This is a genomic window from Streptomyces sp. ActVer, assembly GCF_027270795.1.
Taxonomy (GTDB): domain Bacteria; phylum Actinomycetota; class Actinomycetes; order Streptomycetales; family Streptomycetaceae; genus Streptomyces; species Streptomyces umbrinus_A.
Genome location: NZ_JAPWHT010000146.1, coordinates 1 through 21,592 on the forward strand (window position 1 = coordinate 1; position 21,592 = coordinate 21,592).

General features: G+C 69.9%; 22 protein-coding genes and 2 pseudogenes. 15 read left to right on the forward strand and 9 right to left on the reverse strand.

All coding sequences use genetic code 11. The features are described from left to right. Positions 1-98 precede the first annotated feature (98 nt). The 3 genes from O3Q52_RS23720 to O3Q52_RS23730 all read left to right on the forward strand — a co-directional run bounded on the left by O3Q52_RS23720 (position 99) and on the right by O3Q52_RS23730 (position 1,984). Complete coding sequence (locus O3Q52_RS23720; RefSeq protein ID WP_269650785.1) at positions 99-782, forward strand: response regulator; 684 nt, start codon at positions 99-101, stop codon at positions 780-782. A gap of 80 nt (positions 783-862) precedes the next feature. Further along, positions 863-1,261 (forward strand): OB-fold nucleic acid binding domain-containing protein, encoded by a 399-nt coding sequence (locus O3Q52_RS23725; protein WP_055615472.1) that lies wholly within the window; start codon positions 863-865, stop codon positions 1,259-1,261. Positions 1,262-1,264: 3 nt separating this feature from the next. After that, on the forward strand, positions 1,265-1,984 hold the full coding sequence (locus O3Q52_RS23730) for a DUF3159 domain-containing protein (protein WP_055615459.1): 720 nt from the start codon (positions 1,265-1,267) through the stop codon (positions 1,982-1,984). 259 nt (positions 1,985-2,243) lie between these two features. Here the strand turns inward: O3Q52_RS23730 and O3Q52_RS23735 are convergent, their stop codons facing one another. After that, entirely contained in the window at positions 2,244-2,921 is a 678-nt protein-coding gene (locus O3Q52_RS23735) for a TrkA family potassium uptake protein (RefSeq protein ID WP_143638222.1), read from the reverse strand. After that, positions 2,921-3,592, reverse strand: coding sequence for a TrkA family potassium uptake protein (locus O3Q52_RS23740; RefSeq protein ID WP_055615461.1), 672 nt, complete (start codon positions 3,590-3,592; stop codon positions 2,921-2,923). The genes O3Q52_RS23735 and O3Q52_RS23740 overlap by 1 nt, the downstream gene beginning before the upstream one ends. Before the next feature lie 436 nt (positions 3,593-4,028). Between O3Q52_RS23740 and O3Q52_RS23745 the strand changes: the two genes are divergently transcribed. Both O3Q52_RS23745 and O3Q52_RS23750 read left to right on the forward strand, forming a co-directional pair. Next, positions 4,029-6,080: an APC family permease gene (locus tag O3Q52_RS23745; RefSeq protein WP_269650786.1), complete on the forward strand. Its 2,052-nt coding sequence runs from the start codon at positions 4,029-4,031 to the stop codon at positions 6,078-6,080. Positions 6,081-6,195: 115 nt separating this feature from the next. Then, positions 6,196-7,536 (forward strand): class I SAM-dependent RNA methyltransferase, encoded by a 1,341-nt coding sequence (locus tag O3Q52_RS23750; protein ID WP_269650787.1) that lies wholly within the window; start codon positions 6,196-6,198, stop codon positions 7,534-7,536. 276 nt (positions 7,537-7,812) lie between these two features. Here O3Q52_RS23750 and O3Q52_RS23755 read toward each other — a convergent pair whose 3' ends face one another. Together O3Q52_RS23755 and O3Q52_RS54420 are read right to left on the reverse strand one after the other, a co-directional pair. Continuing rightward, positions 7,813-8,094, reverse strand: coding sequence for a hypothetical protein (locus O3Q52_RS23755; RefSeq protein WP_269650788.1), 282 nt, complete (start codon positions 8,092-8,094; stop codon positions 7,813-7,815). A 244-nt stretch (positions 8,095-8,338) separates the two neighbouring features. Next, a pseudogene (locus O3Q52_RS54420) lies at positions 8,339-8,575 on the reverse strand (LLM class flavin-dependent oxidoreductase); the annotation flags it as partial. Between O3Q52_RS54420 and O3Q52_RS23760 the strand changes: the two are divergent. The 8 genes from O3Q52_RS23760 to O3Q52_RS23795 all read left to right on the forward strand — a co-directional run bounded on the left by O3Q52_RS23760 (position 8,480) and on the right by O3Q52_RS23795 (position 15,738). Beyond that, on the forward strand, positions 8,480-9,316 hold the full coding sequence (locus O3Q52_RS23760; RefSeq protein ID WP_269650789.1) for an MsnO8 family LLM class oxidoreductase: 837 nt from the start codon (positions 8,480-8,482) through the stop codon (positions 9,314-9,316). The pseudogene O3Q52_RS54420 and the gene O3Q52_RS23760 overlap by 96 nt on opposite strands. A gap of 247 nt (positions 9,317-9,563) precedes the next feature. Beyond that, positions 9,564-10,313 carry an SDR family oxidoreductase gene (locus O3Q52_RS23765; protein ID WP_269650790.1) on the forward strand — a complete coding sequence of 250 codons (750 nt, stop codon included), beginning with the start codon at positions 9,564-9,566 and terminating at the stop codon, positions 10,311-10,313. A 350-nt stretch (positions 10,314-10,663) separates the two neighbouring features. After that, entirely contained in the window at positions 10,664-11,503 is an 840-nt protein-coding gene (locus O3Q52_RS23770) for a helix-turn-helix transcriptional regulator (protein ID WP_269650791.1), read from the forward strand. Positions 11,504-11,728: 225 nt separating this feature from the next. Beyond that, complete coding sequence (locus O3Q52_RS23775; RefSeq protein WP_269650792.1) at positions 11,729-12,322, forward strand: TetR/AcrR family transcriptional regulator; 594 nt, start codon at positions 11,729-11,731, stop codon at positions 12,320-12,322. A gap of 103 nt (positions 12,323-12,425) precedes the next feature. Continuing rightward, the gene (locus O3Q52_RS23780; RefSeq protein ID WP_269650793.1) at positions 12,426-13,166 is read left to right on the forward strand and encodes an NADPH-dependent F420 reductase; all 741 of its coding nucleotides are present in this window, start codon (positions 12,426-12,428) and stop codon (positions 13,164-13,166) included. A 402-nt stretch (positions 13,167-13,568) separates the two neighbouring features. Beyond that, on the forward strand, positions 13,569-14,588 hold the full coding sequence (locus tag O3Q52_RS23785) for a Gfo/Idh/MocA family oxidoreductase (RefSeq protein WP_332112934.1): 1,020 nt from the start codon (positions 13,569-13,571) through the stop codon (positions 14,586-14,588). 90 nt (positions 14,589-14,678) lie between these two features. Continuing rightward, positions 14,679-14,909 carry a hypothetical protein gene (locus O3Q52_RS23790; RefSeq protein ID WP_269650794.1) on the forward strand — a complete coding sequence of 77 codons (231 nt, stop codon included), beginning with the start codon at positions 14,679-14,681 and terminating at the stop codon, positions 14,907-14,909. 163 nt (positions 14,910-15,072) lie between these two features. Next, positions 15,073-15,738: a hypothetical protein gene (locus O3Q52_RS23795; protein ID WP_269650795.1), complete on the forward strand. Its 666-nt coding sequence runs from the start codon at positions 15,073-15,075 to the stop codon at positions 15,736-15,738. A gap of 229 nt (positions 15,739-15,967) precedes the next feature. Here O3Q52_RS23795 and O3Q52_RS23800 read toward each other — a convergent pair whose 3' ends face one another. The 3 genes from O3Q52_RS23800 to O3Q52_RS23810 all read right to left on the reverse strand — a co-directional run bounded on the left by O3Q52_RS23800 (position 15,968) and on the right by O3Q52_RS23810 (position 18,003). Continuing rightward, positions 15,968-16,636, reverse strand: coding sequence for a nucleotidyl transferase AbiEii/AbiGii toxin family protein (locus O3Q52_RS23800; RefSeq protein ID WP_269650800.1), 669 nt, complete (start codon positions 16,634-16,636; stop codon positions 15,968-15,970). 5 nt (positions 16,637-16,641) lie between these two features. Beyond that, entirely contained in the window at positions 16,642-17,034 is a 393-nt protein-coding gene (locus O3Q52_RS23805) for a hypothetical protein (RefSeq protein ID WP_269650796.1), read from the reverse strand. A 375-nt stretch (positions 17,035-17,409) separates the two neighbouring features. After that, positions 17,410-18,003, reverse strand: coding sequence for a TetR/AcrR family transcriptional regulator (locus O3Q52_RS23810; protein WP_269650797.1), 594 nt, complete (start codon positions 18,001-18,003; stop codon positions 17,410-17,412). 124 nt (positions 18,004-18,127) lie between these two features. On the opposite strand from O3Q52_RS23810, the gene O3Q52_RS23815 reads away from it, so the two are divergent. Further along, positions 18,128-18,880: an NADPH-dependent F420 reductase gene (locus O3Q52_RS23815; RefSeq protein ID WP_269650798.1), complete on the forward strand. Its 753-nt coding sequence runs from the start codon at positions 18,128-18,130 to the stop codon at positions 18,878-18,880. 116 nt (positions 18,881-18,996) lie between these two features. Here O3Q52_RS23815 and O3Q52_RS23820 read toward each other — a convergent pair whose 3' ends face one another. Next, positions 18,997-19,452, reverse strand: a complete 456-nt coding sequence (locus O3Q52_RS23820; RefSeq protein WP_269650801.1) for a MarR family winged helix-turn-helix transcriptional regulator — start codon at positions 19,450-19,452, stop codon at positions 18,997-18,999. Between the two features lie 228 nt (positions 19,453-19,680). On the opposite strand from O3Q52_RS23820, the gene O3Q52_RS23825 reads away from it, so the two are divergent. Continuing rightward, on the forward strand, positions 19,681-21,156 hold the full coding sequence (locus O3Q52_RS23825) for an MFS transporter (protein WP_269650799.1): 1,476 nt from the start codon (positions 19,681-19,683) through the stop codon (positions 21,154-21,156). A gap of 70 nt (positions 21,157-21,226) precedes the next feature. On the opposite strand, the pseudogene O3Q52_RS23830 reads toward O3Q52_RS23825, so the two are convergent. Then, a pseudogene (locus O3Q52_RS23830) lies at positions 21,227-21,592 on the reverse strand (hypothetical protein); the annotation flags it as partial.

A 21,592-nucleotide genomic window follows, 5' to 3' on the forward strand; every position in this document is an offset into this window, starting at 1 on the left:
GGCGGCCTCACCATGGCCCTCACCCTGAGGGCGGCCCCCGCCCACCCGACACCCATCGTGGACGTCGCAGCACTCGTACAACCGGAAAGGCAGGCTTCATGACCCGCGTCCTCGTGGTCGACGACGAGCCGCAGATCACCCGAGCCCTCGTGATCAACCTCAAGGCACGCAAGTACGAGGTCGACGCGGCCCCCGACGGTGCCACCGCCCTCCAGCTCGCGGCCGCCCGGCACCCCGACGTCGTCGTGCTCGACCTGGGCCTGCCCGACATGGACGGCGTCGAGGTGATCAAGGGGCTGCGCGGCTGGACCCGTGTGCCGATCCTGGTGCTGTCCGCCCGGCACACCTCCGACGAGAAGGTCGAGGCCCTCGACGCGGGCGCCGACGACTACGTGACCAAGCCCTTCGGCATGGACGAGCTGCTCGCCCGCCTGAGGGCCGCCGTCCGCCGTGCCGAGCCCACCGGGGGCGGCGAGGACGACGTGATCGTCGAGACCGAGGACTTCACCGTCGACCTGGCCGCCAAGAAGGTCAACCGGGACGGCCGCGACGTGCGCCTCACCCCCACCGAGTGGCACCTCCTGGAGGTGCTGGTGCGCAACACGGGCCGCCTGGTCAGCCAGAAACAGCTGCTCCAGGAGGTCTGGGGCCCCTCCTACGGCACCGAGACGAACTATCTGCGGGTCTACATGGCCCAGTTGCGCCGCAAGCTGGAGACGGACCCGGCGCATCCCCGGCACTTCATTACGGAGCCGGGGATGGGGTATCGGTTCGAGAAGTGAGACCGGTTCGGGTCGTACGCCGGTTCGAGTGGCGGCACCAGGGGTACGTAGACGTCAGCGCCCCCCGGTACGCTTCGGATATGAGCGCTGTTCCTCGTTCCGAAAAGCCGGCGGGCCGGTTCCGGCGGATGATCGACCGGCTCTCCTCGTCCCAGGAGGACCTGGAGTCGGAGGAGCTGCGCGAGGACACGGAGACCGCGGGCTGTACGCGTATCGGTGACTGCCGTGACCGACAGGTGGTCACCGTTACTGGTACCTTGCGCACGGTCACCCTGCGCCCGAGGGCCGGTGTCCCGGCCCTGGAGGCCGAGCTGTTCGACGGTTCGGCCGCCCTGGACGTGGTGTGGCTCGGCAGGCGCTCCATAGTGGGGATAGAACCGGGGCGCAAGCTGATCGCATCGGGCCGGATCTCGATGAGCCGGGGCCGCCGGGTGCTGTTCAATCCCAAATACGAACTCAGACCCCTCGGACGGGAGTAGCCGGTGACGTCGCTCGACAAGCCGACCGAAGACGCCCAGCGGGATTCGCGGGCGGTGACCGAGGCCGCGCTCTTCGAGGCGTTCGGCGGTCTGCGGGGCATGATCGAGACGGTCCTGCCGGGCCTGCTCTTCGTCACGATCTTCACGATCAACAAGGACCTGCACTCGGCCGCCATCGCGGCCCTCGGTGTCTCGATCCTGCTGGTCGTGGTCCGCCTGGTCATGAAGGACACCGTCAAGCACGCCTTCAGCGGCGTCTTCGGTGTGGCCTTCGGCGTGGTCTTCGCGATGATGACGGGCAACGCGAAGGACTTCTATCTGCCCGGCATGCTCTACACGCTCGGACTCGCCCTCGCCTACATCATCACCACGCTTGCGGGAGTTCCGCTGATCGGGCTCATTCTCGGCCCGGTCTTCAAGGAGAACCTCTCCTGGCGTACGCGTAATCCTGGGCGCAAGACGGCGTACGCGAAGGCCAGTTGGGCCTGGGGTCTCATCCTGCTCGCCAAGTGCGCGATCCTGTTCCCGCTGTACTGGTGGGCCGACACGACTCAGTTCGGCTGGGTCCTGATCGCGCTGAAGATCCCGCCCTTCCTGCTCGCGGTCTGGCTCACATGGGTCTTCCTGGCGAAGGCTCCGCCGCCGATCGATGTCTTCGCCGAGATGGAGGCGGAGGAGCGGGCCGAGAAGGAGCGGGAAGCTGCCGCTCGGTCTGCCGACTAGGCGCCCGGTGCCCGTGTGGGCCGCTGGGGGGCTGCCGCCCCCAGGCCCCCGCTCATCGGCCTGAACGGCCTCGTCCTCAAACGCCGGACGGGCTGGATGGTGCCGGACCGGGTTTAGACGTAGAGCCGGGCCAGGCTGAGACGTGGAGCCCGACCAAGCTGAAAATGGAGGGGCGCTCGGAGACATCTCCGAGCGCCCCTCCATTTGTCTCCGTGCGCCAGCCGCCAGCCGCCAGCCGTCAGCCGCCAGCCGTCCGTCGTCAGCCCGTCGTCTCCTCGCGGCGTACCGACAGCAGGTCCTCCAGCTGTTCCTCGCGGGCCTGGGCCGCCACGAAGAGGAGTTCGTCGCCTGCTTCCAGGGAGTCCTCCCGGGTGGGGGTCAGGACCCGGGTGCCGCGGATGATGGTGACGAGGGACGTGTCCTCGGGCCAGGCCACTTCGCCGACCTGGGTGCCGGCCAGGGCCGACTCCGGGGGCAGGGTGAGCTCGACGAGGTTGGCGTCGCCGTGGCTGAAGCGGAGCAGGCGGACCAGGTCGCCGACGCTCACCGCCTCCTCGACCAGGGCCGACATCAGACGGGGGGTCGAGACGGCGACGTCCACGCCCCACGACTCGTTGAACAGCCATTCGTTCTTGGGGTTGTTGACGCGTGCGACGACCCGCGGAACCCCGTATTCCGTCTTGGCGAGGAGCGACACGACGAGGTTCACCTTGTCGTCGCCCGTCGCCGCGATGACCACGTTGCACCGCTGCAGCGCGGCCTCGTCCAGCGAAGTGATCTCGCAGGCGTCGGCGAGCAGCCACTCCGCCTGCGGGACGCGCTCGACCGAGATGGCGGTCGGCGCCTTGTCGATCAGCAGGACCTCGTGCCCGTTCTCCAGGAGCTCGCCCGCGATCGAGCGGCCCACCGCACCGGCACCGGCAATGGCGACCCTCATCAGTGACCGCCTTCTTCCTCAGGGCCCTCGGCGAACGACGCCTCGACCTTCTCGACGTCGTCCGTACGCATCATCACGTGCACCAGGTCGCCCTCCTGGAGCACCGTCTGCGAGGTGGGCAGCACCGCCTCGCCCAGCCGGGTGAGGAAGGCCACACGCACACCGGTCTCCTCCTGGAGCCGGCTGATCCGCTGGCCGACCCACGCCGTGGACGCGTGCACCTCGGCGAGCTGCACCCCGCCCGTGGGGTCGCGCCACAGCGGCTCGGCGCCCGACGGCAGCAGCCGGCGCAGCATCTGGTCGGCGGTCCAGCGCACGGTGGCGACCGTCGGAATGCCCAGCCGCTGGTAGACCTCGGCACGGCGGGGGTCGTAGATGCGCGCCGCGACGTTCTCGATGCCGAACATCTCGCGGGCCACCCGGGCGGCGATGATGTTCGAGTTGTCACCGCTGGAGACGGCGGCGAAGGCGCCGGCGTCCTCGATGCCCGCCTCGCGCAGGGTGTCCTGGTCGAAGCCGATGCCGGTGACACGACGGCCGCCGAACCCGGAGCCCAGTCGTCGGAAGGCGGTGGGGTCCTGGTCGATCACGGCGACCGTATGCCCCTGTTGCTCCAGGGTCTGGGCAAGAGCGGAACCCACTCTTCCGCAGCCCATGATGACGATGTGCACGACCGTCCTTCCGGTGTGAAAAGTTGCTGATCAGGCTGAAACGCTATGACAGCGTCTCAGACCGACGCCCAAGCTACACACGCGCGGTCCGCGGGGGGCACCCCCGTGCACGATCGCCCGCGGGATCCCGGCGATCAGCGGCGGCTGATGCTGCGAACGCTGGCGAGAGTGAGGATCCCGAGGCCTACGAGTCCGGCGGCGGCGCCGATGAGTTCCGCGGTGGCGTGCATGGAACCTCCATGAAGTGGCAAGGGGCGGCAAAGTTTTGGCTTTTTTCATATAGGCATGCGGCTTTGCCCAGCGGTGGAATCCGCAACCGGGCCCGTACGGGATTTCACTCGGAGGGCAGACGAAGGACGGGCGCTCCGTCCTCCGAGCGACGCCGAGGGCGGGGGAGGGTGGGCGTGGCCGTGTTCGACCGCTTACGATCCTCTGCGTGTCCAAACTGACCGACGTGCCCAAACGGATCTTGATCGGGCGCGCACTGCGCAGTGACCGGCTCGGAGAGACACTCCTGCCGAAGCGCATCGCGCTCCCCGTCTTCGCTTCCGACCCGCTCTCCTCCGTGGCGTACGCACCCGGGGAAGTGCTCCTCGTCCTCTCCATCGCGGGCGTGTCGGCCTATAGCTTCAGCCCCTGGATCGCCGTCGCGGTCGTCGTGCTGATGTTCACCGTCGTCGCCTCCTACCGGCAGAACGTGCACGCCTACCCCAGCGGCGGCGGCGACTACGAGGTGGCCAACACCAACCTCGGCCCCAAGGCCGGCCTCACCGTCGCCAGCGCGCTGCTCGTCGACTACGTCCTGACCGTCGCGGTGTCGATCTCGTCCGGCATCGAGAACCTCGGCTCCGCGATCCCGTTCGTCGTCGAACACAAGGTGCTCTGCGCGATCGTCGTGATCGTGCTGCTCACGCTGATGAACCTGCGCGGGGTCAAGGAGTCCGGGAAGCTCTTCGCGATCCCGACGTACGTCTTCGTGGTGGGCGTCTTCCTGATGATCGCGTGGGGTGCCTTCCGCGGGTTCGTCCTGGACGACACCATGAAGGCGCCGACCGCCGACTTCGAGATCAAGGCGGAGGACCAGGGGCTCGCGGGCTTCGCCCTCGTCTTCCTGCTGCTGCGCGCCTTCTCCTCCGGCTGTGCCGCGCTCACCGGCGTCGAGGCCATCTCCAACGGTGTCCCGGCCTTCCGCAAGCCCAAGTCCAAGAACGCGGCGAGCACGCTCGCCGCCATGGGCCTGCTCGCCGTCACCATGTTCTGCGGCATCATCGGCCTGGCCATGGCGACCAACGTCCGCATGGCGGAGAACCCGGCCCACGACCTGCTGAAGAACGGGGTCGCGGTCGGCGCCGACTACGTCCAGAACCCGGTGATCTCCCAGGTCGCCGAGGCCGTGTTCGGCGACGGCAGCTTCCTGTTCATCGTGCTCGCCGCTGCCACCGCGCTCGTGCTCTTCCTCGCCGCGAACACCGCGTACAACGGCTTCCCGCTGCTCGGCTCGATCCTCGCGCAGGACCGCTACCTGCCGCGCCAGTTGCACACCCGTGGCGACCGGCTCGCCTTCTCGAACGGCATCGTGCTGCTCGCCGGCGCGGCCATCCTGCTCGTCTGGGTCTACGGCGCAGACTCGACGCGGCTCATCCAGCTCTACATCGTCGGCGTGTTCGTGTCCTTCACGCTCAGCCAGACCGGCATGGTCCGGCACTGGAACCGCCACCTGGCCACCGAGAAGGACCAGGCCAAGCGCCGCCAGATGGTCCGCTCCCGGGCCATCAACGCGTTCGGCGCCTTCTTCACCGGCCTGGTCCTGGTCGTCGTCCTCGTCACCAAGTTCACGCACGGCGCCTGGGTCGCACTGCTCGGCATGGTGATCTTCTACGCCACGATGTCCGCGATCCGGAAGCACTACGACCGGGTCGCCGAGGAGATCGCCGCGCCCGAGGGCCCGTCCGACGACAGCGTGCGCCCCTCCCGCGTCCACTCCGTCGTGCTGATCTCGAAGATCCACCGGCCGACGCTGCGGGCCCTCGCGTACGCCAAGCTGATGCGCTCCGACACCCTGGAGGCGCTCAGCGTCAACGTCGACCCGGCCGAGACGAAGGCCCTGCGCGAGGAGTGGGAGCGGCGAGGCATCGACGTACCGCTGAAGGTCCTCGACTCGCCGTACCGCGAGATCACGCGGCCGGTCATCGAGTACGTGAAGGGGCTGCGCCGTGAGTCCCCGCGCGACGCGGTGTCGGTGATCATCCCCGAGTACGTGGTCGGCCACTGGTACGAGCAGCTGCTGCACAACCAGAGCGCGCTGCGGCTCAAGGGGCGGCTGCTGTTCACACCGGGCGTGATGGTGACGTCCGTGCCGTACCAGCTGGAGTCGTCCGAGGTGGCCAGGAAGCGGGCCCGCAAGCGGCAGGACTGGAACGCGCCGGGTTCCGTGCGGCGCGGTCCGGCCGAGGACCGGCCGAAGGAGTCGTCGTCCCCCAAGAGCTGAGAAGCAGGGGGGCAGGGGGGCCTACGGGCTCGTGGTGAGCGGCCGGGCGGTGTCCACGTAGACTGGTGGGCTGTTGTCCGGCCGTTCCCCATTTCGCATCTGGAGTCACCCCGCCATGCAGGCAGAACCGAAGAAATCGCCGGCGGGGTCGCTCGTGGGTCAGGAGTACGAGGTCGAGATCGGCCCCGTCGCGCACGGCGGGCACTGCATCGCCCGTACGGACGCCGGCCAGGTCCTCTTCGTACGGCACGCGCTGCCCGGCGAGCGGGTCGTCGCGCGGGTGACGGACGGTGAGGAGGACTCGCGCTTCCTGCGGGCGGACGCGGTGACCGTGCTGGAGGCGTCCAAGGACCGCGTCGAGGCGCCCTGTCCGTACGCCGGTCCGGGCCGCTGCGGTGGCTGCGACTGGCAGCACGCCAAGCCGGGCGCCCAGCGGCGGCTCAAGGGCGAGGTCGTCGCCGAGCAGCTCCAGCGGCTCGCGGGCCTCACCCCGGAGGAGGCCGGCTGGGACGGCACGGTGATGCCGGCCGAGGGCGACAAGCTGCCCGCCGGTGAGGTACCCGCCTGGCGTACGCGCGTGCAGTACGCGGTCGACGAGGACGGCAACGCCGGTCTGCGCCGCCACCGTTCGCACGAGGTCGAGCCGATCGAGCACTGCATGATCGCCGCGCCCGGGGTCTCCGAGCTGGGCATCGAGGAGCGCGACTGGTCCGGAATGGAGTCGGTCGAGGCGATCGCGGCGACCGGTTCGCAGGACCGCATGGTGATCCTCGAACCGCGGCCCGGCGCCCGTCTGCCCCTCGTCGAACTCGACAAGCCCGTCTCCGTGATGCGCGTCGAGGAGCACGACGGCGGTATCCACCGGGTCCACGGCCGTGCCTTCGTCCGCGAGCGCGCCGACGGCCGTACGCACCGGGTCGGCAGCGGCGGCTTCTGGCAGGTCCACCCGATGGCGGCCGACACGCTCGTCAAGGCCGTCATGCAGGGCCTGCTCCCGCGCAAGGGAGACATGGCCCTCGACCTCTACTGCGGCGTCGGCCTCTTCGCCGGCGCCCTCGCGGACCGCCTCGGCGACAAGGGCGCGGTCCTCGGCATCGAGTCCGGCAAGCGCGCGGTGGAGGACGCCAAGCACAACCTCGCCGCGTTCGACCGCGTCCGCATCGAACAGGGCAAGGTCGAGACGGTCCTCCCGCGCACCGGCATCACCGAGGTCGACCTCATCGTCCTCGACCCGCCCCGCGCCGGCGCCGGCAAGAAGACGGTCCAGCACCTGGCCTCCCTCGGCGCCCGCAAGATCGCGTACGTCGCCTGCGATCCGGCCGCGCTGGCACGGGACCTGGCGTACTTCCGGGAGGGCGGATACCGGGTGCGGACGCTGCGGGCGTTCGATCTGTTTCCGATGACGCATCATGTGGAGTGCGTGGCGATTCTCGAACCGGCTTCAAGGGCGCTCTGACCTGCGGTTTTCTTGGACTGCTCAGGTGCGTCGAGGTGTGCCCGACCTGATTCCCTCAGTCCATCGCGTGGAGTGCGTCGCAGGCTCGCGCCACATGCCTCACCTGCTGCTTCGAACAGCGGGGTGCGGGCGATGAACGCTCTGCCTCGGCTTCGTGAGGGGGCGGCGGGGACGTGTCTTGACGCTCGTTCGACGCTGCTTCTGATGGGGCGTCACGAGGCTCGTCCGCCTGAAACAGCAGCGAGGTTAATGATCAAACTCAGACTGCACGCGGGCTCAGGAGTTGGACGCCAGGCGCGGGTCGAGTCCGCACTGGTCCGGCACGCCAAGGTGGCCCCGCAGTGTGCTGGTCTCGTAGTCGAGGTGGAACAACCCACGCTCCTGGAGGATGGAGACCACCTCGTCGACGAAGGTGTCCACGCCGGGGTTGTAGACGTCCATCACCACCCAGAACCCGTCGACTGCGTCCGCTTCGAACCACTCCTGCATGTGGTCGGCGACCTCTGAAGGCGGCCCAGTGATGACCGGGTGATAGTCGATGACGCCGTGTGCCAGCACGTCCCGAAGAGTCCACCCCCCCGCGTGCTACCTCGAGCGCGTGCCCCGCGCGGAGGTCCGACGTACTGGCCCCGGCAGCGGCCAGCTGGCTCGGGGTCGGCGGCTTGTGGAGTTGCTCCGCGTCGAGCGGTATGCCCAGCGTCGAACCGAGGTATCCGACCTGGTCAGGAAACGTCTGCCCGCCGAGCGCGATGCGCTGGCCCAGCGCCTCGCGTTTCGTGGGAGCGGTGGCTGGCAGCACGCCGGCAAAGAACTTCACCGCGTCGGGGTTTCGGCTGGATCGTTCGGCCGCTTCACGGATCGTCGCCCGCTGAGCGCGCGCGTCCTCGATGGTCCAGGTCGCACCGATGATCCCGCTGGCGTACATCCCGGCCAGGCCGAGGCCGTGCGAGCTGCCACCAGCCTGGAAGATCACCGGCTGCCCCTGCTCGGAGGGCGGCCCGCTGCCCATCCCGCCGTCCGAGCAGGGCCAGCCGGTCATCTTCCAGGCGGGCGGGGCCGCATCGACCTCGGCCTCGGCCGCGCCACCGCCGGCCCCGTAGCCGACCTCGCCCTGCGCCGCGACCGTGACGTACCGCCCGCCGACGACTTCGCCGAGCAGGTCCAGGAAGTACTCACCTACTTCAACGGCGGCTTCCCCGCGGACCACCCCTTCGCGCGCCTGAACCCGGCCGTGGGCGTCGCCTCGCGCCCCGACGTGTGGATCCTCGGCTCCTCGGGCAACAGCGCCCGCATGGCCGGTGAACTCGGCCTCGGCTACGCCTTCGCGGGCTTCATCAACCCCGACGGCGCCGGCCGCGCTCTGCTGCGGCACGGCGCGTTCTCCGCACCCGCAGCCAACGGGCCAGCCGGAGGGCGCGGCATCCTCTCCGTCAGCGCCGTGGTCGCCGACACCGACGCCGAGGCGCGGCGCCTGAACTGGTCCAGGACCGCCCTGATGGCACGCCTGGCCCACCAGGGGACCAAAGCCCAGGTTCCCACGGTCGAGGAGGCCGAGCGGGAACTCAGCCAGGAACAGAAGGACACCCCCACCGTCACCACCGACGGCCGCTGGCCCCGCCAGATCGCCGGCAACCCGCAGACCGTAAGGGATCAGCTGGAGCAGATGACCAAGGCCACCGGCGTCGACGAGGTGATGGTCCAGGACATCATCGCGGACCCCGCGGCCCGGGCGCACTCCCGTGCCCTGCTGGCCAAGGCCCTCGACGTCGCCGCTCGTTGACGGTCCCCGTGTAGGCGGGCGTTGGGCAGGTCACTGGTGCGGATGGCGAGGAAGCGCGGCAGGCCACGTCGCGGGGGTCCCTCGCCGTGTTGGGACACGTTGACAGACGTGCGGTGCGGGGACGATTCCACCAGGCAGAGACCGCCGATCCATGGATAAACCTTCCTCTCCCGCCCCTGCGCGGGCGCTCCTACGGTCGAGGCCGCGGGCGCTCACCGGCCCGCCGTACCGAAGGAGCAAGACCCCCATGAAGACGACCGGCAACACGATCCTGATCACCGGCGGCACCTCGGGCATCGGCCTCGGTCTGGCCCTGCGCCTGCACGAGGTCGGCAACAAGGTGATCGTCGCCGGCCGGCGCAAGGAACTCCTCGACGACATCACGGCCGAGCACCCCGGCATCGACGCTCTCGTCCTCGATGTCGCGGACCCCGACTCGATCGCCCGGGCCCGTGAGACCGTGGCAGCGAGCCACCCGGGGCTGAACGTCCTGGTCAACAACGCCGGCATCATGCTGCCGGAGAACCTCCTCGACCCGGCCGGACTCCAGGTCGCCGAGGATCACGTCGCGACCAATCTGCTCGGCACGATCCGGATGACGTACGCCTTCCTGCCCCTGCTGGTGGGCAAGGACGACGCGGTCGTCGTGAACGTCACCTCCGCGCTGGCGTTCGTACCGTTCCCGATCACCCCGACCTACAGCGCGACGAAGGCCGCACTGCACTCCTTCTCCGACAGCCTGCGCATCCAGCTCACCGGTGCTGACGCCGGCGTCCAAGTGATCGAGGTGGTCCCGCCGGGCGTGCGCACGACCCTGATGGGTCAGCAGGACAGCGACCAGTCCATGCCGTTGGACGACTTCCTCACCCAGGCCCTCGACCTGCTGCGCGAGAAGCCCGACGCGAAGGAGATCGTCGTCGAGCCCGCCAGGTTCATCCGCGACGCGGTGGCCACCGGCACCTACGACGACGTCCTCGCCATGATCAGCGGCAGCTGACCGACCTGTTGTTTCCGACGGGAAGCAGCAGCACGCGAGCGCCGTCACACGGTGAACCTCGTCGTATCGGCCAGGCCGGGCGACGAGGCTCGGGGCTCGTCCAAAGCGTCAGGCGTCCTCGACGGAGACCATCGCGGCGGGCCGTCTTCCAGACCGACGGCCTGCGTCGCTCCGCCGACAGCCGGCGATTTTCCCAGCGGGTCATGCAGGTCAGGTGATCATCGGGGCCTCTCGCCGCGAGCGCTTCGGCGTCGGCCGTACGAGCGGCTTCGCAGGGGTCAGAGGGGAGGGCTCAGCCATGGATCGGCGGTCTCTGGATAGCCGGGCGGGCTGCGGCGAGGATGGACGGCATGGACAAGAAGGAACTGGCGGAATTCCTGCGCCACCGGCGTGAGGCGCTGCGGCCCCGTGACGTCGGGCTGGTCGAGGGAGCGCGCAGGCGTACGCAGGGGCTGCGCCGCGAGGAGGTCGCGCAGCTCGCCGGCATGTCCACCGACTACTACGCCCGGCTGGAACAGCAACGTGCCCCGCAGCCCTCCGTCCAGATCACCACAGCTCTCGCCCGGGCACTGCGGCTGTCCCTCGACGAGCGCGACCATCTCTTCGTCCTCATCGGCCACAACGCCCCGGCCCGCTTCCACCGCTCCGAACATGTCAGCCCGACGCTGCTGCGGGTCCTGGACCGCCTGGACGACTCCCCGGCCATGGTGCAGACCGACCTGCTCGACACCCTCGCAATGAACCCGCTGGCCATCGCGCTCCTCGGAGACCAGACCCGCCACACCGGCCTCGCCCGCAGCGGCTACTACCGCTGGTTCATGGACCCGGTCGAGCGCCTGATGGTTCCCGAGGAAAGCCGTGAGCGCCACGGCCGCGCCCAGGCGGCACGCCTGCGGGCCGCGCTGACATCCGGCAGCGACACCCCCCGAGCCGCCCGGATCCTCGCCGAACTCCAGGAACACAGCCCTGAGTTCGTCCGCATGTGGGAACTTCAGGAGGTGGCCCGACGCTACGACGACTGCAAGACCATCCTCCATCCCCAACTCGGCCGCATCGACGTCGATGCCCAGCTCCTGTTCACCGAGAACCGCGCCCAGACCCTGGTGGTGCTGACCACCCGCCCCGGCACGGAGAGCCACAGCAAACTCGAACTGCTCTCCGTCATCGGACACGAGGAGCTCACGCCCTGACGTCCCGGACGGGGCTCGCGCGGCAGGGGCCGGACAAGGGCACCCTGGAATGGTGCAGCCGGCACGGCTTCTGCCCTGCGCTCTGCGGCCAGATATGTCGGCCCCCGCACTCCCGTGGTCGGGCCGCCGGTTTGACCGGATGCTGCCTCCGCTTTACTCTCGAATACGTACGGAGGCAGCATCCGTTTTGATGCGGCCGCAGGATCACGGCAGGCAGGAGGGCGCATGAGCGCCGGTGAGCAGCGGGGGCGCAAGCCCCGCGCGGACGTCCAGCGCAACCGCGCGGCCCTTCTGGAGACCGCGCAGCGTCACTTCCTGCAGCACGGGGTCGGCACCTCCCTCGAGGCGGTGGCCAAGGAAGCGGGCGTCGGACCCGCCACCCTGTACCGGCACTTCCCCACCCGGGAGGCGCTGCTGGCGGCCGTGCTGCAGACCCGCTCCGAGGAACTCGTGGCCCGCCAGGCGGACATCGAGCAACTCGGTGACCCGGCCGAGGCGCTGGAGCAGTGGCTGCGGGCGATGGAGGAGTACTTCAGCGCCTTCAGCGGGCTGCCGGACCCGCTCATGGCCGCGGCCCGGGCGCAGGAGCCGGACAACCCGCTCACCATTCCCTGCGACATCCTCATCTCCGCCACCGATCAATACCTGCGAGCCGCGCAGCTCGCGGGGCGCGTGCGCGCGTCGGTGCGGGGGCACGACCTGTTCCTCGCGGCCTGTTCCGTTGCCTGGATCAAGGGCACCGGCACCGAGGAGGAGTCGCTCGACCGGCTCCGCACGCTCATCGCGAGCGGCTACCGGGAGCGGGACACCGAGGCGTAAAACGCCAGACACCGGCCTCGCCCCAGCAAGGCCGGTGCCACCACCGCACGGCCGTCACATCGCGCCGCCCCCAGGGGCGGCACAACCTCTCAAGGGACAAATCATGAAAATTACCGTCATAGGCGCTGGTGCCATCGGCGGGAACCTCGCCGCCAAGCTCAGCACGGCCGGTCACGACGTCCAGGTGGCCGACGCCCGCGGCCCCGAGGCCGTCCGGGCGGAGGTGCTGGAGTCCGGGGCCCGCGCGGCGGACCTCTCCGACGCCGCCGTCCAGGGCCGGGACGTCATCGTCCTGTCGATCCCGTTCGGGGTGGCGGGCCAACTGGCGGACCTGTTCGCGTCGGTGCCCGACGAGACGGTGGTCATCGACACCTCGAACTACTACCCCGGCATGCTCACCGAGCCGATCGGGGCGGTGGACAACGGCCAGGTGGAGAGCGCGTACACCGCCGAGCTGCTCGGCCGCCCCGTGGTCAAGGCGTGGAACGCCGCCCTGGCCGAAACCCAGCGGACCAAGGGCGTCCCGGCCGGAACACCCGGCCGCCTCGCCATCCCCGTCGCCGGCGACTCCGAGGAGGCGCGGCGCGTGGCCATGCAGCTCGTGGACGACACCGGCTTCGACCCCTACGACGCCGGCACACTGACCGACTCCTGGCGCCAGCAGCCGAACAGCCCCGCCTACTGCACCGAGTTGACTCTCGACGAACTGCCGGTGGCCCTGGCCGCGGCCGACCGCGTCAAGGACGCGGCCATCCGCGACAGCCTCCCGGAACGCTTCGCCGCCCTCCCGGCCAACCCCACCGTCGACGACGTCGTCGAGATGAACCGCGCCGCCCACCGCTGAGACACCCGACGCGACTCTCGCGCACGCAACGACCCGAGGGCGGGGGCGTCGGCACGCCGCGAACACACACGACGAACGGCGCTCACTTCGGCGAGGCCGCCATTACTCACCCGCACCACCGCGTCCGCGGCCGGCCCGATCACCGAAGCGGCGCGACCTCGGGCTCGCCGTGCTCCAGGAACGCTTCGCGGCCGGCGGGCAACCAGACGCGGAATACCTTGTCCGCCTGAACCGCGCAATTTTCATGTGAGGAGGGACGGGGGCCGACGCGGTGACCCGTCATTGTCGAACAGTTTGTCGCTCTGTGTAGGAGTCTCACCATGTCATCCCCCCACCAGACGCCCATTGGCGTGGGCATCGTCGGTCTTTTCCGCCAGGCGCGGCTGGGCTTCTCAGGCCCACTTGCCCGCGCTGCAACAGCTGGACGGCTTGGAACTGCGCGCACTTTCGGCGAGCAGCGCCGAGTCCGCGCGGCAGGCTTCGGAGAAGTACGGAGTCGCGCAGTCCTTCGGGACGGCCGGAGAGCTGGCGGCGGCCGACGGGGTCGACCTGGTGGTGGTCACCGTGAAGGTGCCGGACCATCGGGAGATCATCCAATCCGCCCTGGCCGCAGGGAAGATGGTGCTCTCCGAGTGGCCGCTGGGCAACGGCACCGCGGAGGCCGAGGAGCTGGCGACCGCCGCTGCCGAACGCAAACTGCGCACCTTCACCGGGCTGCAGGCCCGGTCCGCCCCCGTTGTGCACCATCTGCGCGACCTGGTCGCCGACGGATATGTCGGCGAGGTGCTCTCGACCAGCCTGGTAGCGTCCGGCGGGAGTTGGGGAGCGGTCTTCTCCGAGGACGGTGCCTACCTACTGGACCGCGCCAACGGCGCAACCATGCTGACCATCCCGTTCGGGCACACCCTCGACGCACTGACCATGGTGCTCGGCGATGTCGGGAAGGTCACCACCGTCACCGCCACCCGCCACCGAGAAGTCAGGGACCCGCAGACCGGCCGGGCCTTCCGGCCGAACGTCGCCGACCAGGTGGTGTTCGCCGGCGTGCTCTCCTCCGGCGCGGTGGCCTCCGTGCACTACCGGGGCGGCCAGTCCCGGGGCACCAACTTCCACTGGGAGATCAACGGAACGGACGGTGACCTGGTCATGACCGGCGACACCGGACACCTCCAGGTTGGCGAGTTCAGCATCGCCGGGGCGCACGGATCCGACGCCGAACTGAGCTGCCTCACCGCACCCGAGCGGTACTTCGACCCCGCGCTCCAAGGGCTTCGCGGCACCCCCGCATACAACGTCGGCGCCGCCTACGCCCAGATCCAGCGCGACCTGACGGAGAGCGGCTCCGAGGTGCCCGACTTCGCCCACGCAGCCCGACACCACCGACTCCTCGACCGGATCGAGCGCACGGCGGAGCACGCCTGACTGGAGTCCTCGGAAGGGTCGTCGCCGCGCGGCGGGCACTCGCGGCAACGTCGCTCCCGGCGTGGACTGTTTGCGGGCAACCGCCTCGAGGTGCGGCTGAGCGACACCGAGCTGCGCGAGGAGTGCGAGACGTACTGGCGCAAGGGGTTCGAACAGCTCGACACCGAGGGCTTCCGCGCGTACCTCTCCGAGATGGTCGGGCTCGGTATCCTCGCGCCCAACCACGACGGCCTGGGCTGGCATCTGCGCGGACCCCTGCGCATGATCGGGACCTCCCCACGAGGTGGAGGCCCGCCTGCTCAGGGCCGAACAGGACTGTGAACTCCAGGAACGCATCGTGCAGGAAGGCCGCCCAGAACTCCCCGACGGCCAGCCGGCTCCGCTGACCAACACTCAGCTCGACGACCTCTAGGGCGAGCGGTCCAGCCGGACCAGGGTCGTCCTCGGCACATCTGCTACCGGAGTCACCGACGTCGCCCGGACCTTGCGTACGATCGCCGGACGGATCGATGGCTGGACGCTGCCACCCGTCGGCAAGCCCAGCGTCTACAAGCAGGAGCTCACCGGAGGGCGCCCTCGCGAACGCCGTGTCGTCATCAGTGACTTCGTCAACTACCGGGACCCGGTTCGGCCTGAGACCTGCCGAGAGGCCGTCGATCTGGCCGAGACGCTGCTGCCCGTCACCCCGGGAGTCACCCGCGCGGTCGTCCTCGTCACCGACACCACCCAACTGGCCTTGTGGCGGACCCTGCTGATGGGAACCGAGCCCACCTCGGCAGCCCCGGTGGTCCTGCGCCGTCACGACCGCCGCAGCCTGCGGGGCTGGGCTCAGCGTGTCAACATGTTCCACACGGAGGACCGCCTGGACCGTCTCCACGAGCTGACCGGCGGCTGGCCGCTCTTGGTCAGCCGAGCACATCTCCTGCATGGCGAACTGGGTGACCCCGACGAGGTGTTGCGCCGCCTGGCAAACCTACGCACGGACCGGGCCGAGGCCCGCGCCTTGGCCGAGGCGACCGGCGTGTACGCGGACCCGCTGCTTGCCGCTGGGTACCGGGCCCTCGACGACGAGTTCAAGGACGGCCCTTTCACCTTGCCCGATAGCCGACCAGACACGGCGAGTTACATCCCGGCGAGGGCCGTCCCATGACGGGCCGCGCGTCCGGCTGACGCCGGGCCCGGCGTACGTATCCCGGCGGCGCGCTGTCCTGTTCGCGCCGCCTTCCCTACGGCCGAGACCCTGGAGGCCAGTTCGAAGGGGCGCACGAGGGACGACCCCAATTGGTGACCGGTCCCCGATGGGGCCGAAGCTTGCCCGGCATGCTCGGTGTGACAAGCTCGCGACCTCGTTTTGCAGCTGTGATCCCGTCCGGACGCGATCAGTCGATGTCCGGGTCACCGGCCTCTTCATGGAGCCGGGTGGCGAGGTCTTCGGCCCACTCCAAGGCCCATGTGCGGAGAGCGGTGATGGTGGCGTCTTCGAGCCCATAGGCGGCGAAGGCTTCGTCGTCGGTCCACTCGGCGCCCGTGAGGTTCGACTGAAGATCCTCGCGCTCGAAGCGGCCACGGGCGTGGCGACGGCCGAACTCCTCAAGCTCGGCATTGGTCCAGCGGCGGGATGCTGCGAACACATCGATGAGATCGCGTGGCGCTCCACGGTCGGCCAGGGCGCGGACCTTGGTCCCGATCACGTCCTCCTCGGCGAGGACGGGTCCGTACGGGCTCTGGGCGACCGGCCGCCAGAAGATCTCCTTGAGGATGTCGACTTCGCACTCCTGCCCTGTGGCTGGGTCAGTCACGGTGAAGCGGGCGGACAGCGGGGCGGTCTCCAGCGCGTGCACCTTCCATCCGCGGGCTTCCAGGCCGGCGCGGAGCGTGGCCGCGATGTCGGCCATGGGGGCCGGATTCTCGGTGGCGACATCGAGGTCCTGGCTCGGGCGGTTGACGAGGTGGTGCGCCCGTACGGCGTACCCGCCGGTGAGAACCAAGGGGTACGGGGAACCGAGCGCGATCACATCCGCCAGCAGCCGTGTGTGCAGCTCCGGCATGTCCGTCACGCGGCTGCCCGGGTACGGGAGGCGAGCTGCGGGAAGGAGTCTTCCCATACGGTGCGCACGGTGCGCCCGACGAGGGTGCGCAGTACCGGCCACAGCTGGAGGAGCAGGTCCTGGTTGAGGTAGCGGGGCAGGTCGTCGCGCAGGCCTTCGTGCAGGATGGTGCGGTACAAGCCCATGCGCTGGCGAGGCTTACTCAAGTCGTACGAGGTCATTCCGGACCAGGCCACGTGCAGAGGTAGCTCGATGACTCCTTGAGTGGGGCCGTGCAGCTCGTCCAGCGATTCCGGCAGACGACGCCGAAACTTCTCCCGGTACAGCGCGAGGTCCTCGGCGACCGCGGCCGACAGGTCGCTCGGCGTGGGGGCGGGGTGCTGTGGGCTGGAGGGCATGGCTCCAGTATGGCGGCCGGAGAAGTGGCGCGGGTCATGATGCGCGAGCCTGCCTCCGGAGTGAGCGGCAGCGAGCTCGTGCAGGCGAGCTGGTCGTGGCAGCCTGTTCCGCCCGAAGAGGAGGGGCGGATTGTTGGTCATGACGCTCGTCCGACGCTCTGGGCGCCCGCACGCGGGACAGTGAGCCGATAAACCGGCTCTGACCTGGTATTTTATTTGGCTCACCCAGGCCGACACCTTTTCGATGACGCACCACGTGGAGTGCGTGGCGATTCTGGAGCCCGTCTCGAAGGGTGCCTGAACCGGCTGAATCGGGGGAGTTCTGGGTTCGCGTAGCCGCTGTCGTGGTGCGCGCGGCCGTCGAGTGCGCCGTGCTCAGTGTGGTGCGAGTGCGGTGAAGGCCTCGTCCAGGAGGTCGACCAGGTCGAGGTGGCCGTTGGAGGCCGTCCAGTGGTCCAGGGCGACGTTCAGGCAGTCCAGGGCGGCGGCGGCCCGTACGGATCGGATCAGTGTCGTGGACCGGGAGGAGTCGTCGCGCTCGGCGAGGGCCTCGGTCAGGGCCGGGCGCCAGCCGTGCTGCTTCTCCAGTTGGCGGGCGCACAGGGCCGGGGTGTCCTGCACGAGGCGTGTCATCGCCAGGGAGCCGGCCGGGTCCAGGCGGTAGCGCTCGACGACGGTGTCCAGGGCCCGGCGCAGGGCCGTCCAGTCGTCCTCGTCGGCGGGGCGGGCCCGTAGGGCGTCGGCGACCTGGGTTCCGTGGGCGTTGAAGGCGCCCAGGACCGCGTCCTCCTTGGTGCCGAAGTAGCGCAGAAAGGTGCTGCGGGACACCCCGGCAGCCGCCGCCAGGTCGTCCAGGGTGACCTTGGCGAAGCCCTCCTGACGGAACAACTCGAAGGCCACCTGGGCCAGTTCGGCCCGCACGGCGGCCCTGGCGATGTCTCGTGTGTTCGTACGCGCCGCTCCACTCACCCCGTGATCGTACCGCTTGACCGACCCTGGATCGCAGGAGAGAGTCTTGGTGGCATGTGTGACGCTGAGTTTCACGTTTGCCATTGATTGTCATCGGTATGCGTGGAAAGGGAGATCCGACACCGTGACCCAGACTCTTGGACTCATCGGCAGCGGCATGATCGGCGGAGCGCCGGCCCGCCTCGCCGTCGCCGCCGGACTGAACGTCGTCGTGAGCAACTCGCGTGGCCCGGACACCCTCGCCGACCTCGTCGACGAGCTCGGCGAGCGTGCCCGCGCCGCCCTGCCCGCCGAAGCCGCGCGGGCCGGTGACCTGGTGGTGGCGACCGTCCCGCTGCGCGCCTACGACCGGCTGCCCGTGGAAGCCCTGGCGGGCAGGACGGTGATCGACACGATGAACTACTACCCGGACCGCGACGGCCACAACGCCGAGCTGGACTCGGGGGAGCTGACCTCCAGCGCCCTCGTGCAGCGGCATCTGGAGGGTGCGCGCCTGGTCAAGGCGTTCAACAACATCGACTTCCGGCGCCTGTTCACCAGCGCCCGGACCGCCGGTGCCGCCGACCGCAGCGCCCTGCCCGTCGCCGGTGACGACCCGGCCGCCAAGGCGGACGTGGCCCGGCTCCTCGACGTCCTCGGGTACGACGCCGTCGATATCGGGTCCCTCGCCGACAGCTGGCGCGGCGAACCCAACACCCCGGTCTACGTCCAGCCGTACATGGCGGAGCGGCCCGAGGGGCTGAGCGAGGAAGAGACGGGGCGCTGGTTCTTCGAGACCCCTGGCGTTCCGGTGCCCGCCGCCCGGGTGAAGGAGCTGACGGACGCTGCTGTCCGGGGCCCGGTGGGCGGTCCTCCCTCGGCCGTCCCCAGGGGCTGAGTCCGGCAGCCTCGGTGCGGGAAACGGGGTATGGGACACGGGAGTTGTGAGGCTGCCTCGTAACTCCCGTGTCCGGGCGCCGGACGCGCCGCGCGGCCGTCACGGGAGCCCCGATCTCAACTCCGCGGCCAGGGGCGCCCGTCGTAGCGTTCGACGTCTCGGTTCAGGCGGCTGAGCAGGGTCGCGAACTCGGCGACCTCCTCGGGTGTCCAGTCGGCCACCACCTTCTCCAGCCCCCGGATGTTCTCGGCGCGGTCGGCGGTCAGGCGTCGCTCGCCCTCGGCGGTGATGGCGAACTGGCGGGCGACGCCCCCGTCCGGGTCGGGGATGCGCTCGACGACGCCGGCCCGCAGCATGGCGGCGGTCTGCCGGTTGAGCGTGGAGACGTCCAGGCCGAAGGCGGCGCTGAGCCGGCCGATGGACATCGGTCCCTCCGCCCGGATGCGGCTGAGCAGGAGATAGGCGCTGCGGTCGAGCCGCCCGTTCAGGCCCCGTGCGTGCGGGGTGAGCAGGTGGATGTGGCGCCCCAGCAGCATGGCCTCGAACTCGACCAGGGGTGTCGGCTTGTCCATGCGGGGTTCCTTGGCTCCTGGTTCGGTGTTCTGGACCTGCTGGGGCGTCCCCTCCTGGTCCGCGCGGCGAGGCATGGCACCGCACTGCATCGCCGGTTGGGGGCGGCACCGCGGGCGATATGCATGATGCACTGGGCATGTACGATGCACATTCTATGCATGCCGCATTCCTGCCGTGCAGTGCGTCGCGCCCGCCGTGATCCGGAAGCGCAAGAGGGAGAGCCCCCCGTGGAAAGTCCTGACAGTCCCAAGGCCGAGTCCCGTTCAGGCGGTGTCGTCGGCATCCTCGCCTTCGCGGGCATCGTGGCCGCGCTCACGCAGACCCTGGTCGTGCCGCTGATCGGGGACCTGCCGAAGCTGCTCGACACCAGCGCCTCGACCGCCTCGTGGGTGATCACCGCCACGCTGCTGGCCGCGGCGGTGGCGACGCCCGTCGCGGGACGCCTCGGGGACATGTACGGCAAACGGCGCATGCTCCTGGCCTCGCTGATACCGCTCGTCGTCGGCTCGATCGTCTGTGCCCTGTCCTCATCGGTGATCCCGATGATCACCGGACGCGGTCTTCAGGGCCTCGGCATGGGCGTGGTGCCCCTGGGCATCAGCCTCCTGCGCGACGTGGTGCCGAAGGAGAAGCTGGGCTCGTCCATCGCGATCATGAGCGCGTCCATGGGTGTGGGCGGTGCGCTCGGCCTGCCGTTCTCCGCGGCGATCGCCGAGAACACCAGTTGGCGCGTGCTGTTCTGGGTCGTCGCCGCCCTGGCCCTCGCGGTCGGCACCCTGATCTGGTTCGTCGTGCCCGTCGGCCGGGCGAACACCGCCGCGGGCAGCAGCTTCGACCTGCTCGGCGCGGTCGGCCTGGGCGTCGCGCTCGTCTGTCTGCTCCTCGGCGTCTCCAAGGGTGCCGACTGGGGCTGGGGAAGCGGCACCACCCTCGGACTGCTCGGCGCCGCGGTCGTCGTCCTGCTGGCCTGGGGCTGGTGGGAGCTGCGGACGCGTGAGCCGCTGGTCGACCTCCGGGTGACCGCCCGCCCGCAGGTGCTGATGACGAACGTCGCCTCGATCCTGGTCGGCTTCTCGATGTACGCCCAGTCGCTGGTCGTGCCCCAACTGCTCCAGCTGCCCGAGGCCACCGGCTACGGCCTCGGCCAGTCGATGCTGGCCATGGGTCTGTGGATGGCCCCCGCGGGCCTGATGATGATGGTGATGTCGCCGATCGGCGCCAAGGTCTCGGCCGCCCGCGGCCCCAAGGTCACCCTGACCATCGGCGCCCTGATCATCTCCCTCGGCTACGGCATCTCCCTGCCGATGATCGGCACCGACTCGCCCGTGGGTCTGCTCGCCGTGACCATCGTCGCCAACACCGGCGTCGGTTTCGCGTACGGCGCGATGCCTGCCCTCATCATGAGCGCGGTGCCCCAGTCGGAGACGGCCTCCGCCAACAGCTTCAACACGCTGATGCGCTCGATCGGCAGCTCCGTGTCGGCCGCCGTGATGGCGGTGGTCCTGGCCCAGATGACCACGGACTTCGGCGGGTTCGCCCTGCCGTCCGAGGACGGGTTCCGGGTCGCCATGCTGATTGGCTCCGGTGTGGCCCTCGTGGCCGCGGCCGTCGCCTTCTTCATTCCGGTCCCGAAGACGGCCGCCGAGCCGGAGCCCGGCACCGCGCCGGACGCCGCCCCCGAGACGGCCGAGGCCAAGGCCTGACCGCGGCGACCGCGACGACCTGACCTCGGGGGCCCTGTCCTGACCAGGCCGAGCCCTGACCCTCCCAAGGTCAGGGCTCGACCCGTACGTCCGTGCTCGACAGCGTCATCGGCGCCCCCGTGAAGGCGCGCAACCGGATCCGTACGCCGTGTCGGGGAAGCGTGAACTCTGCGCTGGGCGGCCGGAGTTCGTACGTCGCCGACGTGCGGCGGGCGAGGACGGTCGGGCCCCGTGCCACCGACCAGTAGCGGGACATGCCCTGACCCGTGGTCAGGGTGAAGTGGGGCCGCAGGTCGTCGCCGCCGAGGTTGGTGACGCGCACGGTGAGGTCCGCCAGGGCAGCGCGGTCGGCGGGGCGCTCATCGAGCACGGTCATGCGGAGTGGCGGAGCGCGCGTCGCCGCGACGGTCACGCCGATCGCCGCCGGTGCCAGGAG